Source organism: Mesorhizobium loti (genome assembly GCF_013170705.1).
GTDB lineage: Bacteria > Pseudomonadota > Alphaproteobacteria > Rhizobiales > Rhizobiaceae > Mesorhizobium > Mesorhizobium loti_D.
In genome coordinates, this window is record NZ_CP033334.1 from 3,346,556 (window position 1) to 3,362,311 (window position 15,756).

At 65.2% G+C, this 15,756-nt stretch carries 19 protein-coding genes; 10 read left to right on the top strand and 9 right to left on the bottom strand.

All coding sequences use genetic code 11. The features are described from left to right. Positions 1-192: 192 nt before the first annotated feature. Positions 193-1,410, top strand: coding sequence for an amidohydrolase family protein (locus EB815_RS16255; RefSeq protein ID WP_056571146.1), 1,218 nt, complete (start codon positions 193-195; stop codon positions 1,408-1,410). A 43-nt stretch (positions 1,411-1,453) separates the two neighbouring features. Here the strand turns inward: EB815_RS16255 and EB815_RS16260 are convergent, their stop codons facing one another. Further along, entirely contained in the window at positions 1,454-1,660 is a 207-nt protein-coding gene (locus EB815_RS16260) for a hypothetical protein (protein ID WP_056571148.1), read from the bottom strand. Positions 1,661-2,592: 932 nt separating this feature from the next. Between EB815_RS16260 and EB815_RS16265 the strand changes: the two genes are divergently transcribed. Continuing rightward, the gene (locus EB815_RS16265; protein ID WP_056572083.1) at positions 2,593-2,892 is read left to right on the top strand and encodes a DUF1236 domain-containing protein; all 300 of its coding nucleotides are present in this window, start codon (positions 2,593-2,595) and stop codon (positions 2,890-2,892) included. Positions 2,893-2,992: 100 nt separating this feature from the next. Here the strand turns inward: EB815_RS16265 and yghU are convergent, their stop codons facing one another. Continuing rightward, positions 2,993-3,859, bottom strand: a complete 867-nt coding sequence (yghU, locus tag EB815_RS16270; RefSeq protein ID WP_056571150.1) for a glutathione-dependent disulfide-bond oxidoreductase — start codon at positions 3,857-3,859, stop codon at positions 2,993-2,995. A 383-nt stretch (positions 3,860-4,242) separates the two neighbouring features. Between yghU and EB815_RS16275 the strand changes: the two genes are divergently transcribed. Both EB815_RS16275 and EB815_RS16280 read left to right on the top strand, forming a co-directional pair. Continuing rightward, positions 4,243-5,148 (top strand): S1C family serine protease, encoded by a 906-nt coding sequence (locus EB815_RS16275; RefSeq protein ID WP_056572084.1) that lies wholly within the window; start codon positions 4,243-4,245, stop codon positions 5,146-5,148. A 16-nt stretch (positions 5,149-5,164) separates the two neighbouring features. Beyond that, positions 5,165-6,154: a LysR family transcriptional regulator gene (locus EB815_RS16280; RefSeq protein ID WP_056571152.1), complete on the top strand. Its 990-nt coding sequence runs from the start codon at positions 5,165-5,167 to the stop codon at positions 6,152-6,154. Here the strand turns inward: EB815_RS16280 and EB815_RS16285 are convergent. From EB815_RS16285 to EB815_RS16295, 3 genes are all read right to left on the bottom strand, one after another. Next, positions 6,151-6,879, bottom strand: coding sequence for an SDR family oxidoreductase (locus EB815_RS16285; protein WP_056571154.1), 729 nt, complete (start codon positions 6,877-6,879; stop codon positions 6,151-6,153). The genes EB815_RS16280 and EB815_RS16285 overlap by 4 nt on opposite strands. Positions 6,880-7,004: 125 nt before the next feature. Further along, positions 7,005-7,160, bottom strand: a complete 156-nt coding sequence (locus EB815_RS16290; protein WP_244494071.1) for a hypothetical protein — start codon at positions 7,158-7,160, stop codon at positions 7,005-7,007. Positions 7,161-7,233: 73 nt separating this feature from the next. Next, on the bottom strand, positions 7,234-7,578 hold the full coding sequence (locus EB815_RS16295) for a VOC family protein (protein ID WP_065005370.1): 345 nt from the start codon (positions 7,576-7,578) through the stop codon (positions 7,234-7,236). A gap of 195 nt (positions 7,579-7,773) precedes the next feature. On the opposite strand from EB815_RS16295, the gene EB815_RS16300 reads away from it, so the two are divergent. Beyond that, positions 7,774-8,373, top strand: coding sequence for a YdeI/OmpD-associated family protein (locus EB815_RS16300; protein WP_056571158.1), 600 nt, complete (start codon positions 7,774-7,776; stop codon positions 8,371-8,373). A gap of 2 nt (positions 8,374-8,375) precedes the next feature. Here EB815_RS16300 and EB815_RS16305 read toward each other — a convergent pair whose 3' ends face one another. Next, positions 8,376-9,005 (bottom strand): glutathione S-transferase family protein, encoded by a 630-nt coding sequence (locus EB815_RS16305; RefSeq protein ID WP_056572086.1) that lies wholly within the window; start codon positions 9,003-9,005, stop codon positions 8,376-8,378. A 177-nt stretch (positions 9,006-9,182) separates the two neighbouring features. On the opposite strand from EB815_RS16305, the gene EB815_RS16310 reads away from it, so the two are divergent. The 3 genes from EB815_RS16310 to EB815_RS16320 all read left to right on the top strand — a co-directional run bounded on the left by EB815_RS16310 (position 9,183) and on the right by EB815_RS16320 (position 11,826). Then, positions 9,183-9,881 carry an SDR family oxidoreductase gene (locus EB815_RS16310; RefSeq protein WP_065005371.1) on the top strand — a complete coding sequence of 233 codons (699 nt, stop codon included), beginning with the start codon at positions 9,183-9,185 and terminating at the stop codon, positions 9,879-9,881. 25 nt (positions 9,882-9,906) lie between these two features. Beyond that, positions 9,907-10,536, top strand: coding sequence for an NADPH-dependent F420 reductase (locus EB815_RS16315; protein ID WP_056571160.1), 630 nt, complete (start codon positions 9,907-9,909; stop codon positions 10,534-10,536). A 186-nt stretch (positions 10,537-10,722) separates the two neighbouring features. Beyond that, positions 10,723-11,826 (top strand): transporter substrate-binding domain-containing protein, encoded by a 1,104-nt coding sequence (locus EB815_RS16320; RefSeq protein ID WP_244494072.1) that lies wholly within the window; start codon positions 10,723-10,725, stop codon positions 11,824-11,826. A 109-nt stretch (positions 11,827-11,935) separates the two neighbouring features. On the opposite strand, the gene EB815_RS16325 is transcribed toward EB815_RS16320, so the two are convergent. Beyond that, positions 11,936-12,277 carry a hypothetical protein gene (locus tag EB815_RS16325; protein ID WP_056571162.1) on the bottom strand — a complete coding sequence of 114 codons (342 nt, stop codon included), beginning with the start codon at positions 12,275-12,277 and terminating at the stop codon, positions 11,936-11,938. Positions 12,278-12,303: 26 nt separating this feature from the next. Next, the gene (locus EB815_RS16330) at positions 12,304-12,615 is read right to left on the bottom strand and encodes a hypothetical protein (RefSeq protein WP_056571164.1); all 312 of its coding nucleotides are present in this window, start codon (positions 12,613-12,615) and stop codon (positions 12,304-12,306) included. Positions 12,616-12,998: 383 nt separating this feature from the next. Here EB815_RS16330 and EB815_RS16335 point away from each other — a divergent pair, with 383 nt between their 5' ends. Further along, entirely contained in the window at positions 12,999-14,621 is a 1,623-nt protein-coding gene (locus EB815_RS16335; RefSeq protein ID WP_056571166.1) for an ABC-F family ATP-binding cassette domain-containing protein, read from the top strand. A gap of 72 nt (positions 14,622-14,693) precedes the next feature. On the opposite strand, the gene EB815_RS16340 is transcribed toward EB815_RS16335, so the two are convergent. After that, the gene (locus EB815_RS16340) at positions 14,694-15,134 is read right to left on the bottom strand and encodes a hypothetical protein (RefSeq protein ID WP_056571168.1); all 441 of its coding nucleotides are present in this window, start codon (positions 15,132-15,134) and stop codon (positions 14,694-14,696) included. 242 nt (positions 15,135-15,376) lie between these two features. Between EB815_RS16340 and EB815_RS16345 the strand changes: the two genes are divergently transcribed. Further along, positions 15,377-15,739 carry a hypothetical protein gene (locus EB815_RS16345; protein ID WP_056572092.1) on the top strand — a complete coding sequence of 121 codons (363 nt, stop codon included), beginning with the start codon at positions 15,377-15,379 and terminating at the stop codon, positions 15,737-15,739. The last annotated feature ends 17 nt before the right edge of the window (positions 15,740-15,756 follow it).

Genomic DNA, 15,756 nt, shown 5'->3' on the forward strand with positions numbered 1-15,756 from the left:
ACCAGGGCGGCTCGTACCACCGCGACAGCATCATTGCATATCGCGGGCCCGCCGAAACTTCCGCGAAAGCGGAATAGGCAGGAGCTAGGATCTGATAGCCGGTTCGCCGGGGCTGTTGCGTGAAACAGTTTCTCGACTCTGCCGCATTGACCCGCGGCGGGCGGGCGGCGAGGACTGGCGCTTTCAACAGGAATGGCACCGGTGAGCGAACAGACGATCTTCCGCAACGCGAAACTGGCCGATGGGTCGCTGGCGGATCTCTGCGTTACCGACGGCCGCTTCAACGCCATCGCGCCCGCCGGCAACGCGCCGCCGGCCGGTCCTGCAGCCATCATGGTGGACCTTGGCGGCCAGCTTGTCGTGCCGGCCTTTGTCGAGGGACATATCCATCTCGACACATCGTTCCATGGCGACGCCTGGCGGCCGCATATTCCTTGCACCAACGGTTTCGACGTGCGCGAGCGCGTTGCCTTCCAAGCGCAAAACCTTGCCGCCGCCGCGCCGATGGCCGAGCGCGCCAAGAACCAGCTCGAACTGTGTATCGGACATGGCAGCCTGGCCATGCGCAGCCATGTCATGGTCGATGGCTCGGTCGGGCTCAGCCATGTCGAGACCGTCCTTGCCGTGCGCGAGACATACCGCGACCTCATCGACATCCAGCTCGTCGCCTTCCCGCAAAGCGGCATTCTGTCCTCGCCCGGCACGGCGGAGCTTCTGGACGAGGCGCTGAAGCTCGGCTGCGACCTCATCGGCGGGCTCGACCCCGCCAGTTTCGACCGCGATGTGAAGGGTCATCTCGATGCGGTGTTCGGGCTGGCGCAAAAGCATGGCGCCGGCGTCGATATCCATCTGCATGATGGCGGCACGCTCGGTCTGTTCCAGGTCGAGGAGATCGCGGCGCGGACCAAGGCGCTCGGCATGGCAGGCCATGTCACGGTCAGCCATGCCTATGGCCTTGGCGATATTCCGGCCGACGCGCTGGCGAAGGCCGGCGAGATGCTGGCCGCCGCCGGCGTGGCGATCATGACCAACGCGCCCGGCAACCATGCCTTTCCGCCGGTGGCGGCCCTGCGACAGGCGGGGGTCACCGTGTTCGGCGGCTCCGACAACATCCGCGATTCCTGGTGGCCCTATGGCGATGGCGACATGCTTTCGCGCGCCAACATGATCGGCTACCGCTCCGGCTTCTACGAGGACCGCGAACTGGCCGACGCCTTCGATGTGGTGACCCATGCCGGCGCCAAGGCGCTCAGGCTGGCGGATTACGGCATCATGGTTGGCGCCAAGGCCGATTTTGTCGCCATGCGGGCGCTGCATGTGCCCGAGGCGGTGGTGGCCGTGCCGAAGGACCGCACGGTCTATCGTCGGGGCAAGGTGGTGGCCGGGGACGGGACGATACTAGCGCGCTGAGGCGGCGTTCCAAGGCGCTGGAACGCTCCGGAGCGCGGATCGGTCAATTAGCCGCTTCGCGATCAGCTTGCTGAAACGATCGCGCCGGCACCGAAGACAGGGCGTGTGAGTCCGAGGACGCATCGCCGAAATAGAGCGCGCCGCCAAGGACGAGGAACACAATCCCCACCACCACCAGCCCGACCATCAACACGGCGATGGCCGTACCCGGGCCGTGGCCTGTCCTGGTGATGATGGACCGATGTGACATCACTCTTCCTCCGAAATGATCAGGTCTGGGACCTTGCGGCAAACGACGGCGGGGGCGGGATGTTCCTGGTGAAGAGTGTTACCGGCCCTTTGCGTTTCCTTGCAGGACCAAGGTCTTAGGTGGCTGCAGCAAAGGTCCGGGAGGCCCTGTTCAGTTCCGGCAATGTCCATTGGACGTTCCGTTATTTTAGCTAAAAGAGATATATCCAAGCGGCCACTCAGGCGGCCATGTTGCCGCCAGATATGCCCGTCCGGCGTGGCCGTGGCCTGGTGTTTCGGCTGCCTGGAAGGCCTACCAGCCCATCCATTCGCGCGTGCGCCAGGCAAGGCCGGCAAAGGGCGCCATCAACGCGATAACGACAAACATCAGCGTGAAGGGATGCTTGGTCACGGGAGGGCGGGGAGCCATGGCGCCATATCCTTGCTGGGATTTCATCGAATGCGTGCACAACGTCGCCGGGGCGTCCTGGTTGCATCGAGGGCAAGGCCATGCCGCCGTGGCTGGAACCGGATGCCGGCGCAGGCGTTTTCCAGATGTGACCCGGTGAGGCTGCCACCTCCGCCGGCATCGTCTGAGGCTCGCTCTGCTCCCGGCAGGGCGGGCCTTTTTCGTCGCATTGCGCAACCGCATGCGGAACGACATCGCACGCTTCACGTTAGCTATCGCTAAGGCAATCGCGGAATCGTGCTTACGGAAGAAGCGCTATACGCATCTTTCCGGACCAAGTGTATCTTTGATTGATTTCATTAAATTTGAGAATTAATTTCCAGTTATTGCGTCATAATCCGAGCGATACCGCTCATGCGTAAAATCAACTAAGATTGTCTTTTGTTGGGCGTGCCGCATTTATTCCACAAAGCGCAATGGAACCTCATGGCGCCGGCCGAGTTTTCCTTCCGGGTGGCAATAGGACATATACAATGGAGGTTACCATGAAACATTATCTTTCGAGTGCGGCAGCCGCGATCGTCCTGATGGGCGGCATGGGTGTGGCTATGGCGGACACAATCGTCGTCCAACCCGAGCAGGAGACGGTGGTTCGCGAATACGTCAAGAAGCAGCCGCTGGCGTCGGTGAATCTGCTCGGCGTCGAGCTCAAGCTCGGCTCCGCGGTGCCGGACAAGGTCGAGTTGCGCGAGGTGCCGAATGTCAAGTACCGCGTCGCCGTGATCAACGACCAGACTGTCCTGGTCGATCCCGATACGCGTCAGATCGTCGAAGTGCTGCACTGATCCATGGCTCGGCCATAGTGGGTGCGACACCAGTCCAGCCTTGGGAAAAGCCCGCCACGGTTCGTGGCGGGCTTTCTTGTGAAGTGGCCCTTGCCGCCGTCTATTCGGCGGCCAGCTTATCCTGCGTCTTGGTGTCGAAGTCGCCGGCGTCGTGGCGCTCGTGCAGCTGCAGGGCCGGCTCGCCGAAGGCGCGGTTGACCATGCGGCCGCGCTTGACCGCGGGGCGGGCATCGATCGCCTTCGCCCAGCGCTGCACATGGCTGTAGTCCTGCACCGACAGGAACTCGCCGGAATCATTGTACATGCGGCCAAGCGCCAGCCCGCCATACCAGGGCCACACCGCCATGTCGGCGATAGAGTAATCCTTGCCGCCGAGATATTCGGTCTCGGCCAGCCGGCGGTCGAGCACGTCCATCTGCCGCTTCACCTCCATCGAGAAACGGTCGATGGCATATTCGAATTTCTGCGGCGCATAGGCGTAGAAGTGGCCGAAGCCGCCGCCAAGATACGGCGCCGAGCCCATCTGCCAGAACAGCCAGGACAAGACTTCGGCGCGCGCCGGCTGCTCGGTGGGCAGGAATTCGCCGAACTTTTCGGCGAGATAGACCAGGATCGAGCCGGATTCGAAGATGCGCACCGGCGTGGCGCCGCTGCGGTCCATCAGAGCCGGGATCTTGGAGTTGGGGTTGACCTCGACAAAGCCGCTGCCGAACTGGTCGCCATCGTTGATCCTGATGAGCCAGGCATCGTATTCGGCGCCCTTGTGGCCAAGCGCCAGCAGCTCCTCCAGCATGACGGTCACCTTGACGCCGTTCGGCGTCGCCAGCGAGTACAGCTGCAGCGGGTGCTTGCCGACGGGCAATTCCTTGTCATGCGTCGGCCCGGCGATCGGCCGGTTGATGCTGGCAAAGGCGCCGCCATTTGCCTTGTTCCAGGTCCATACTTTCGGCGGGGTGTACTCTGTCATGTCGGCCTCGAATGGTGGGGGAGGGAAGAACGGGATTGAGCAGATCCATCTACAGCTAGGGCTGCAGGGCGGGAAGTTCAACTTGCGTTGAACTATTGTCAATGTCAGCGCTGCCCCTCATTGTCCTGCCGGACATTTCTCCCTGTACAGTGACGGGGAGAAAGACGCTCTCATTGGCTCTTTCGCCAATCACCAATGTCGCAAGAAGAGCGCCGAGGCCAGCGCGGCTTCCCTTCTCCCCGTCACTATACGGGAGAGGATGCCGGCAGGCAGGTGAGGGGCGGCGCCGACTTCTACAATTGAACCCTCTACCCTTGCGCGATCTCCCCCAGCGCATACCTATAGAAGAAGCCGCCAAGGCATTTGCATCGCAGGACAAAATCATGGCCATCAATCCCAATCCGCGCTCCGTCGTTGCCGTGCGCGCCACCGTTCCGGACGATGCCTTCACGGCCGGCGCGCTGGGCACGCTCAGGGAGGGCAGCGGCGTCGTCATCAGGGATGACGGGCTGGTGCTGACCATCGGCTATCTCATCACCGAGGCCGAGGAGGTCTGGCTGACCGCGCATGACGGCCGTGTCATCCCGGCGCACGCGCTGGCCTATGACCAGGAATCGGGCTTCGGCCTGGTCCAGGCGCTGGCGCCGACCGGCCTGCCGGCCGTGCCGCTGGGCGATGCCGGCAAGGCAAGGATCGGCGACGCGGTGGTGCTTGCCGACGGCATCGGCCGGGCGGTCGAGGCCAAGATCGTCACCAAGCAGGAATTCGCCGGCTACTGGGAGTATCTGCTCGATGAGGCGATCTTCATCGCCCCCGCGCATCCGTCCTGGGGCGGCGCGCCGCTGTTCGGCGCCGATGGCGCACTGCTCGGCATCGGCTCGCTGCGCCTGCAGATGAGCCGCGCCGGCGAGGTCGCCGATATCAACATGGTGGTGCCGATCGATCTGTTGCCGCCGATCCTCGACGATCTGCTGACGCGCGGACAGGTGGCCAGGCCGCCACGTCCATGGCTTGGCGCCCTGTCGGCCGAAAGCGACGGCAAGGTGGTGGTGATGAGCGTGACCGAGGGCGGCCCGGCGGCAAAAGCCGGCCTGCGCCAGGGCGACGTCATCTCCGAGGTCCGCGACGGCGCCGTCGATGGGCTCGCCGATTTCTATCGCAAGCTATGGGACAGCGGCTCGGCCGGTGCCGAAATCCCGATGCGCGTGGTGCGCGACGGCCGCGAGACCTGGCTGCGCGTCAAATCCGCGGACCGGGGCAGTTTTTTGAAGAAGCCGCAGTTGCAGTAGGCGCGTCGGCCGGGCGATGCATCCAAGACTGCTCAGGACCTTTCTCGCGGTGGCGCGCGGCCGCAACATCACGCGCGCGGCCGAGGCGGTTCATCTCGCGCAATCGAGTGTCAGCGACCAGATCCAGACCCTCGAGGCCGAGCTTGGCGCTGCCTTGTTCACGCGCTCGAAGTCGGGCCTGGACCTGACGCCGGCGGGACTGGCGCTGAAGCCGATCGCCGAGGAACTGCTGCGGCTCGACGGCGAGGCGCGCGCGGCAGTGCTGCTGGCCGCCGGGCAGACAAGCGGGGCGCTGACCATCGGCGCGCTGGAAACGATCGCCTCGGCCCGTCTGGCGCCCTGGCTGCCGGGGTTCCAGGCCAGCCATCCCGAGATCACCGTGCGGATGAAGGTGGCCGACAGCGGCACGCTGCGGCACCTGCTGGAGGACGGCGATATCGATGTCGCCTTTTGCTTCGAGCGTCGCGACGGCGGGGGCGCTGCCGCCGATGAACGCCTGGCCAGCCGCACGATCGGGGCCGAACCCCTGGTGCTGGTCGCGGCTCCGGGGCAGGCCACCGCGCCATGCGTGCTGCAAGACCTTGCCGCGCTGCGTTTCGTGGCGACGGAGCCCGGGTGCGTCTACCGTCATATAGTCGACACTGCTTTCGCCGAGGCGGGCATGGCGGCGCCGAGGCTTGCCGCCGAAGTCGGCAGCATCGGCGCCATCGTCCGGCTGGTGGCGGCCGGCACCGGCCTGGGCCTCGTTCCACGCCTTGCCGTCAGCGACGCGCTTGCGCGTGGCGATCTTGTCGAACTGCCATGGCCCGGCCGGATGCGGGCGGCGGCGCTGGCGATGATCTGGCGGCGCCGGCGCGTCCAGCCGCCGGCGCTCGGGCAATTGCTCGCCGCGGCGCGCGACATGCTGGCGCCGGAACGCTCCGGGGCTCGTTCAGGTCTTGAATCGGGTGATAGGTCCAAGGCCTTGTTTCCAAACAACTCCCTGAAGACGGGCGCCACCAGCTAAACCAGCCGGTGCCCGCCCTCGACATGCAGCGTCGTTCCGGTGGTAAAGCCATTGCCGATCAGGAATACGATGGCGTCGGCGATGTCGTCCGGTCGGCCGACCCTGCCGACGGGCAGCCGCTCGGCCATCGCGGCAAGCGTCTCGGCCTTGCGGTCGCCAGCGACCTGCGCCCAGATCTCGGTATCGACCCAGCCGGGCGAAACGGCGTTGACGCGGATCGGCGCGAGTTCGACGGCAAGCGCCCGCACCAACCCTTCGAGCGCGGCGTTGACCGCGGCGACGACCGAGCCGCGCGCCGCCGGCCGGTAGGCAGCGATGCCGGAAACGAAGCTCATCGAGCCGGCTCCGGCCAGCCGTGGCGCGCCGTGCTTGGCGAGCAGCAATGGGCCATAGACCTTGCTCTCGACCACGCGTTGCGCCGCCTTGAGGTCAAGTTCCGGAAGCAACCTGTAGGCGCCCTGAATATCGGCCGCCGTGCTGACAATGTGGTCGAGCCCGCCGATGCGCGCGAAGAGATCGGCGACCTGGTCTTCCCGGGCGATGTCGACCACGGACACATCGAGGTTCGTTGGGTTGCCAAGCGCTTCGCGCGCCTGTTGCAGCCTCTGCTCACCACGTCCGGCGATGGTGACCGTCGCACTGGCCTCGACGCAACGCCGGGCCAGCGCCAGGCCCATGCCGGAACCGCCGCCGACGATCAGGATCTTCTGGTTCGAAATGCTCATTTCGCTCTGCCTTTGCTGGATTGGACGCAGGCAGGGATTGGCAGTTCGGCGCGGGCCAAGGGAAACGGAAGAAACCGATGGCGCCATCGGAAATGCCGATGATGCCGGGCAGAGGGACGTCTCGTTCAACGCGGGCTGTCCCAGACGGCGAACAGCAGCGCCTTCAACTGGGCGAGGCGCTCCGGCCCGGTGCGCCACTCTTCCTCGATGTCGCGCAATATGTCGACCATCTTCCAGAAAGCGGTGGCCGCCTTCGCCGTCGGAGCGGACGAGATAACCATAGTCTTCGAGGCTGCCGGTTAATCGCCTGCTTGTGCTGGCGAAATGCCGTCCCGCGCGAGCCGTTTGGCTCTCCTACTCGCGTTCCGCGCTCGCGAACACCACCAGGTTCCCGTCTGGATCGCGCATGCGCATGATCCAGAAATGGTCGGCCTCCTCGATCGGGCCGGGTTGGAGGCCGGCCGCCACCAGCCGCTGCCGTTCGGGTGCCAGGGGCAGGACGCCGAGCGTCAACGTCGAGGTGCCGGCCTTGTCCTTGTCCTCGAACAGCTGCAGCTCGGCGCTCTCGGTGAAGTGCCATTCGGCCAGCCCCGGCATCGGCCGGCGCAGCGGCGGCTTGCCGAAGAGCTTTTCGTACCAGCCGATGCTCGCTTCGAGATCGGAACAGCTGACATGGGCGAAAATGGTCTCTATCGCCATCGGGACCTCCATCGGGCGGTTGCACCGAAGCCGCAACGCGGCGATGGATGGGCCGTTCCGTTGCTTCGCGTCGGCGTGCCCCACTGCTGCCTAAAACTGACAGTGGACTGCGCCATGATGCGGGCAATCGCACCATGACGGAGGCAATATGAAAGTGGCGCCAGCGACAATGATACCGAACCGGCGGGCTGGCTGATGGCGCCGGTCAAGGTCGATCCCGCCAAGGTCCGGGAATTCCCCGACGCGGCCAGTTTCCACGCCTGGCTCGGCCAGCACCACGCCACGGAAACCGAAGTGTGGATCAAGATGCACAAGGTCGGCTCGGGGCTGAAGTCGATCACGCCCAAGGAGGCCATCGACGTCGTGCTGTGCTTCGGCTGGATCGACGCCGTGCGCAAGGGGCTGGACGAGAACAGTTTCCTGCAGCGCTACACGCCACGCGGCAGGAAGAGCATCTGGAGCAAGATCAACATCGACAATGTCGCGCGGCTGGTCGAGGAGGGCCGCATGACCGGGCATGGGCTGAGCCAGGTCGAGGCCGCCAAGGCCGACGGGCGCTGGGCGCGCGCCTATGGCAGCGGCAAGGAGATGAAAATCCCCGACGATCTGCAAGCGGCAATCGATGCCGAGCCGGCTGCGAAGGCGATGCTGGAAAAACTCAGCGCGCAGAACCGCTTCTCGCTCGCCTTCCGCACCCACAACATGAAGACCGAGGCGGGACGCCGGAAGAAGATTGAGACGTTTGTCGAGATGCTGAAGCGCGGCGAGACGATCCATCCGCAGGGGAAGAAATAGGCTCAGGCGCCCGCGTGCGGATCGATGCCGTAAAGGTGGACGGGGAAGCCGGGACCGATGGCGTCGCGCACGCGGTCGGTCCAGGCGAGGAATGCCGGGTAGTCCGCAAGAGAAAACCCGCAATCCTCCGCGCGGTGGCTGTAGGCATAGATAGCGATGTCGGCGATGGTGAGGTCGTTTCCGGTGAGGAATGGCGTCTCGCCAAGGCCGCGGTTCAGGGCGGCGAGGGTGCGCGCGCCTGCCTCGCGCTTGCCGGCAACCATGGCCTGGTTGCGCTCGAGCCGCCCGGTCAAGGTCCAGAAACGCAGCGAGCCGATGACGGGCTCGACATTGTATTGCTCGAAGAACAGCCACTGCATGATCTTGGCGCGTTGATAGCGATCCGAAGGCAACAAGGGGGTGCCTTCGGCGAGGTAGGTGAGGATCGCGTTGGATTCGGCGATGGCGCTGCCGTCCTCGAGCTCAAGCACGGGAACCGCGCCGGCCGGGTTGAGCGAAAGGAAAGCATCGGTGTGGCTTTCGCTCTCGAAAATCGAGACGATGCGCGTGTTGTGAGGGATCTTCAGCAGCCCGAGCAGAACCCTGACTTTCCAGCCATTTTGCGATGGCAGATAATCGTGAAGCGTGAGCATGGCCGGGTCCTCGTGACGGATCAACGATCGCATGGCGCGATGCCGGCCGACACCCGATTCCCGCGCAATCAATTCATGCATCCGGCCGCACAACGACTGCGATCTCCACCATCTAATAAATCAATGTCGGCCATGCCATCTTTCCCCGAGACGATCGACAGCAGAGGCATTCCCCCGATGAACGGAGATCATGGCAAAGTCGCCCTCGTCACCGGCGCCAATCGCGGCCTCGGGCTGGAGACCTGCCGCCAACTGGCGGAACTCGGCTTCACCGTGTTGCTCGGCGTGCGCGATCTCGCCAAGGGCGAGGCGGCGGCGACAGAGATCGATGGCGATGCGCAGGCCATCGCGCTCGATGTCGCTGCGCCGGAGGTAGCAATGCGGGCCGCCATGGATGTCGAACGCCGCTTCGGCCGGCTCGACGTGCTGATCAACAATGCCGCCATCCACTACGACACCGGCTCGCGCGCCTTGCGGCCCGACTGGACCGTGATCCGCGAGGCGTTCGAGACCAATGTCTTCGGCGCCTGGCGGGTGGCGGCCGCCTTCGCGTCGCTGCTTGGCGCGGGCGGTCATGGCCGGCTGGTCAATGTGTCGTCCGAAGGCGGTTCGCTGGCCTCGATGGGGGCAGGGGCGCCGGCCTATTCGACATCGAAGGCGGCGCTCAACGCGCTGACCCGCGTGCTGGCGGCTGAACTGCGCGGCTCCGGCGTGCTGGTCAATGCCATCTGCCCTGGTTGGGTCGCCACCGATATGGGCGGGCCGGGCGGTCGTCCGGTAGCGCAAGGCGCGGCCGGCATCGTCTGGGCCGCGACCCTGCCCGATGATGGCCCGACCGGCGGTTTCTTCCGCGACGGCAAAAGACTGCCGTGGTGAGGGCGATTTCAGACAGGAGGCGACGATGAGAATAGGAATTCTGGGCGCCGGCATGATTGGCGGCACGGTCGGGCGGCTGTGGGTCGGGGCGGGACACAGCGTGGCCTTCGGCGTCAGGCATCCCGAAAGGCTGCGCAAGATGCTTGGCGAATTCGGCGGCAGCGCCACCGCCGGACCGGTCCTTGACGCCGTCACCGGCGCGGACGCCGTGCTGGCCGCCATTCCGTTTCGGGCATGGCCCGATGTCGCGGCCGAGATCGAGGCGGCACTCGGCGACAAGGTGCTGCTCGACGCCACCGTGCCGGATCCGCCGCGCGACGGCGCGTTCGGCGACGCCGCGCTTGCCCGCGAGGACGGCGTGGCTCTTGCCGTGACGCCGCTCGTGCCGCGCGCGCGGCTTGTTCGCGTCTTCAGCACCGTCATGTGGACGACGCTGCGATCGCAGGCGCATTGCGCCGGCGACAGGATCGGCATTCCGCTCGCCGGCGATGATGCCGGGGCCGTTGCCACCACGGCGCGGCTGGTGGGCGATGCCGGCTTCGATCCGGTCGTGGCCGGACCGCTGTCGCAGGCCCGCCGCTTCGATCCCGGTACTGCCGTCTTCGACAGCGGCATGAGCGGTCCGCAGGTTCGGGCCGCACTCGGCATTGCCTGATGACGGTTCAACAGGTGAATCGCGAAATCGCGCTAACTGCCTGTTTTTGCTTCAATCGGCGCGGGGCTGCCGTGCCTCGCTTCCTGGTTGGCGCCAACATCGCGGGTGGACGAAGGGCTGCATGACCGCTACCTTTTCGAACGCCGCGACGATCGCGCGGCGAAACCGGTCGCGGAGTCCTTGCCGTTGAGAAGAGTTGCTTCGTGGGCGATGACGTTGTTCCTCGTCGCCGCCGTCGCGTGTGCCGCAACCGGCGCCACCGCGCAGACCGATCAGTCCTCGTCCCTGTCCGCCAAGGAGATAGCGGTCGGGATCAAGGCCGCGCCGCCCTTCGCCTTCAAGCTGCAGGACGGCACCTGGTCGGGGTTGAGCATCGATCTCTGGCAGAAAATAGCCGGGCGGCTCAACCTTCGCTTCCGCTATGTCGAAGTGCCAAGCGTGCAGGACCAGATCGACGGCGTCGTCAGCGGCAAGTTCGATGCGGCGATGGCCGCGATCACGGTCACCGCCGACCGCGAAAAGGTCGTCGATTTCACGCAGCCCTTTTTCTCGACCGGGCTCGGCATCGCCACGCCGCTCAACAGCCAGCCCTCCTGGCGGCCGGTGTTGCGCGCGCTGACCTCGTTCGGATTCCTGCAGGCGGTGCTGGGGCTGATCGTCATATCGGTGGTGGTCGGCGTGCTGATCTGGATGTTCGAACGCCGCCACAATGATGATTTCGGCGGCGGCGTCGCCAGGGGCCTGTTTTCCAGCATGTGGTGGTCGACCATCGCCGCGACACAGGCCAGCACCGGCGATTTCGGGCCGCGGACCGTGCCGGGACGCGTGCTCGCCGCGATCTGGATGATGGGCTCTATCATCGCGATCGCGGTGTTCACCGCCGGCGTCACATCGGTGCTGACGGTGACGCAGATGGAAGGCATGGTGCAGGGCGAAAGCGATCTCGCCAAGGTCAGGGTCGGCGCCGTGCGGAATTCGTCGACGGCGTCCTATCTGGATTCGACCCATACCCGTCATCAGGACTTCGCCACGGTCGAGCAGGGCCTCGACACGCTGCGCGCCGGCAAGATCGATGCGCTGGTCCACGACAAGCCGCTGCTTGGCTGGCTGGTCGGGCAGAACTACGCGACCAACCTGCAGGTTCTCGACGCGAGCTTCGACCAGCAGCAATACGCCATCGCGCTGCCGCTCGGCAGCCCGCTGCGCAAACCTCTCGATGTCGCCCTGCTGCAGACGATGGAGAGCGACTGGTGGAAGCAGGCCGTTTTCCAGTATCTAGGCGAGAAATAGCGCATGCAAGGGGCAGCGCGCGCATCCTGACGCGCAAGAAAAAGCCGCCCCCGCTTCATGCGAGTGGCGGCTTTTTCCCGGGAGGAAGTCAGGGGGAAGTCAGGGCAGCTCAAGCAGCCTTGGCGTGCTTGTGGCCGTGCTTCTTGTGGGTACGGATGTGGTGATGCTTCCTGGCGGCGTGCCGGTGGCCGTGCTTCTTGCCCGCGTGCCGGTGAGCGTGCTTGCGCACATGCCTGTGGTGCTTCCTGTGGTGCCGGTGACGCTTGTGCGCGGCCGCCTTGAGCGGCGTCTTCGCCGCCTCCACGGCAGGAGCGGTCGCGGGGGCGGTCGTCGTCGCCGGAGCAGTCGTCGTCGTGGTGGTCGTGGCCGCCGCGTTGGCGGTGCCGACAACAGGCATTGCCAGACCGAGAGCGATGGCCAGGCCGAGCGCGGAGAGGAGGGGCTTGTTCATGATGGGCTTTCCTTCGAGGGTTGCTGTCACTGGTTGAGGTCGATCGGTGTCACGCCCAGCAGCTTCAAGGCGTTGGCGTAGGTCCGGATGCCTTGCGCCTGCTTGCGCTCGGCGCAGAACCGGTTCGCTTTTTCCTTGAGGGCCGTTGCCTCCGCGATCTCACTCACGCTGGCACCGGGTTCGGCTTTGGTCTGGATGGCTCCGTCGAGTTGGAGGCCGAGCCGGCTGCAATATTCGCTCCGGGTAACCGCCGCCTCCGCGCCCGACGATGCGACCGCGAGCATGGCAAGTGAAATGCCTGAAACGGCACCCATCCATCCGGTCGAACGTCGTTGCATTGTCGGGACCATCCCTTTGCGTTGGTGTGGCGGTCTCTGTCCGGCCGCCGCGAGGATGGTTATCGCAGATGATGTTTTCCTCAGTTTTTCCCGGATGTTGAATCTTGTTTCTGAAGTGTGTCTGACGGGTTTTTCTTTCTCCCCTTGTGGGAGAAGGTGGATCGGCGCGTAGCGCTGAGACGGTTGAGGGGTGGGTGACGGAGTGCCGTCGGCGCCAAGCTGGAGCACCCTCATCCGACCTCGCTTTCGCGAGGCCACCTTCTCCCGCAGGGGGAGAAGGATGAGTGTCGTGCCCGCTGCGGCGGTAGCGCCTCTTCCTTTGACGCGCGCCATCGCGTATGGCCCCGGGAAAATCCTCCAAGTTCCAATTCCCCGGAAACCGCATGATCAGACTTGAAAGCATCAGCAAGCAGAACGGCCGTCAGCTCGTCTTCATCGAGGCGTCGGCCGCGCTGCAGAAGGGCGAGAAGGTCGGCCTTGTAGGGCCGAACGGCGCCGGCAAGACGACCTTGTTTCGGATGATCACCGGCCAGGAGCAGCCCGACGAGGGCCAGGTGCAGGTCGATCGCGGCGTCACCATCGGCTATTTCAGCCAGGATGTCGGCGACATGTCGGGCCACAGCGCTGTCGCCGAAGTGATGAACGGCGCCGGCCCGGTGAGCGAGGTGGCGGCCGAGATGGCGGAACTCGAGGCCGCCATGGCCGATCCCGACCAGGCCGACCGCATGGACGAGATCATCGAGAAATATGGCGAGGCGCAGCATCGCTTCGAGGAACTCGACGGCTATGCGCTCGACGGCCGGGCGCGCGAGGTGCTGGATGGCCTCGGTTTTAGCCAAGAGATGATGGACGGCGATGTCGGCAAGCTCTCCGGCGGCTGGAAGATGCGCGTGGCGCTGGCGCGCATCCTTCTGATGCGGCCCGACGTCATGCTGCTCGACGAGCCGTCCAACCATCTCGACCTGGAAAGCCTGATCTGGCTGGAGCAGTTCCTCAAGGGCTATGACGGCGCGCTCTTGATGACCTCGCACGACCGCGAGTTCATGAACCGCATCGTCAACAAGATCGTCGAGATCGACGCCGGTTCGCTGACAGCCTATTCCGGCAACTATGAATTCTACCAGCAGCAGCGGGCGATCGCCGACAAGCAGCAGCAGGCGCAGTTCGAGCGCCAGCAGGCGATGCTGGCCAAGGAGATCGCCTTCATAGAGCGCTTCAAGGCGCGCGCCTCGCATGCGGCGCAGGTGCAGAGCCGGGTGAAGAAGCTCGACAAGATCGACCGCGTCGAGCCGCCCAAGCGCCGCCAGGTGGTGAATTTCGAGTTCCAGCCGGCGCCCCGCTGCGGCGAGGATGTCGTGACCTTGAAGAATGTGCACAAGGCCTATGGCAGCCGCATCATCTATGAGGGGCTCGACTTCCAGGTCCGCCGCCGCGAACGCTGGTGCATCATGGGCGTCAACGGCGCCGGCAAGTCGACGCTGCTCAAGCTGGTGGCCGGCGCTTCCGACCCGGACACCGGGACGGTGGCGCGGGGGCCGAGCGTGAAGATGGGCTATTTCGCCCAGCACGCCATGGAGCTGCTTGAGGGCGAACGCACCGTGTTCCAGACGCTGGAAGACAATTTCCCGCAGGCCGGCCAGGCGCCGCTTCGCGCGCTTGCCGGCTGCTTCGGCTTTTCAGGCGACGAGATCGAGAAGAAGTGCCGGGTGCTGTCGGGCGGCGAGAAGGCGCGGCTGGTGATGGCGCTGATGCTGTTCGACCCGCCCAACCTCCTGGTGCTGGACGAGCCGACCAACCACCTCGATATCACCACCAAGCAGATGCTGATCGAGGCGCTCTCGCAATATGAAGGCACGATGCTGTTCGTCTCGCACGACCGGCACTTCCTGGCCGCGCTCTCCAACCGCGTGCTGGAACTGACGCCCGAAGGCATCCACACCTATGGCGGCGGCTATACGGAATATGTCGAGCGCACCGGGCAGGAAGCACCGGGCTTGCGAAGCTGACAAAAAGGGCGGCCGTCGAGCCGACGCCGCCCTTGGAACCAGCTTGCTGTTAAAAGGGCGGAATGAGCGCCCTTACCGCAGCGAGATGGCCATGCCACTGAGATCGGCGTTGACCTGCAGCCCGACCTGCTTGCCGGTGAGTTCGAGCTGGGCGCCCTTGTCATTGGTCATGACGATCACCTGGGCACCCTTGCCGAGCGTGCCGCCGCCACCCGCCGCGCCATAGACCCCCGTCACGTCGCGCGCGCGCCTGATGTGGCGCACAGTGCCGTGGAAATAGGTCTTGGAAACGCCGAAGGCGAGGCCGCCCGAGACGCCGCCGATCGAGATCGGATAGGTCTTGCCGTGGAAGGTGAACGTGCCTTCGCCGCCGGAGCCGCCGACGAAGAAGGCGGCCTTGTAGACGGCAAAGCGGATCGTGCCGCTGTCGGCATGGGCGGCGCTGGCGACGCTGGCTGCCGCCGTGGCGATGGCGGCAATTGCGACGGACCGAAATCCGGACGAAATCTTCATGATGAAAGCTCCTTAAAATCGCCGCTTGCCCAACCGGCCGGGCGCGTCAGCGCTGTGTCGAAGTTACAACTGAACAGTCTCGCCGGTCATTTGGTTCCAGGCACGCGGCCCGAATCTGGCCGTGGGAAGATCGACATGAAGCGAGGCCTATGGCAAGCGCTGGGGCGGGACATCGCGTATACGTGATGGCGCGGCCGGAAATGTCCGTGGAAAGCGGAACGGCAACAGCAGAGGCTTCCGGCATGAGACTTGCGATACGCATTGCAATGTCCGCACTGGCCGCGACGGTGGCTGGATGCGCGACTTCTCCCGTCGACTATGGCGCGTCGCTTTCGCCGCGAGACCCGAAATGGGCATCGCCGGGATGCCAGCAGGCCCGCGCGGCGGCCGCGGACTATGCGGTTCGCGAAAAGCAGCACCCGGGCTGGGAATTCGTGGCGCTTGGCCCGTACGGCTTGGGCATCATCGCGGCAACCACGGAGGCCGAGCACAAGCAGCGAAAGCTGTTCGCCCGCAACGTGCACCTGCAATGCTCGAGCCTGCCCTTGCCGAAGGAATTGCAGGGTGATCCGAGCCCGGCGACCGCACAGGCGAAATATCCGTAACCGTGCCTGCCTGGGCA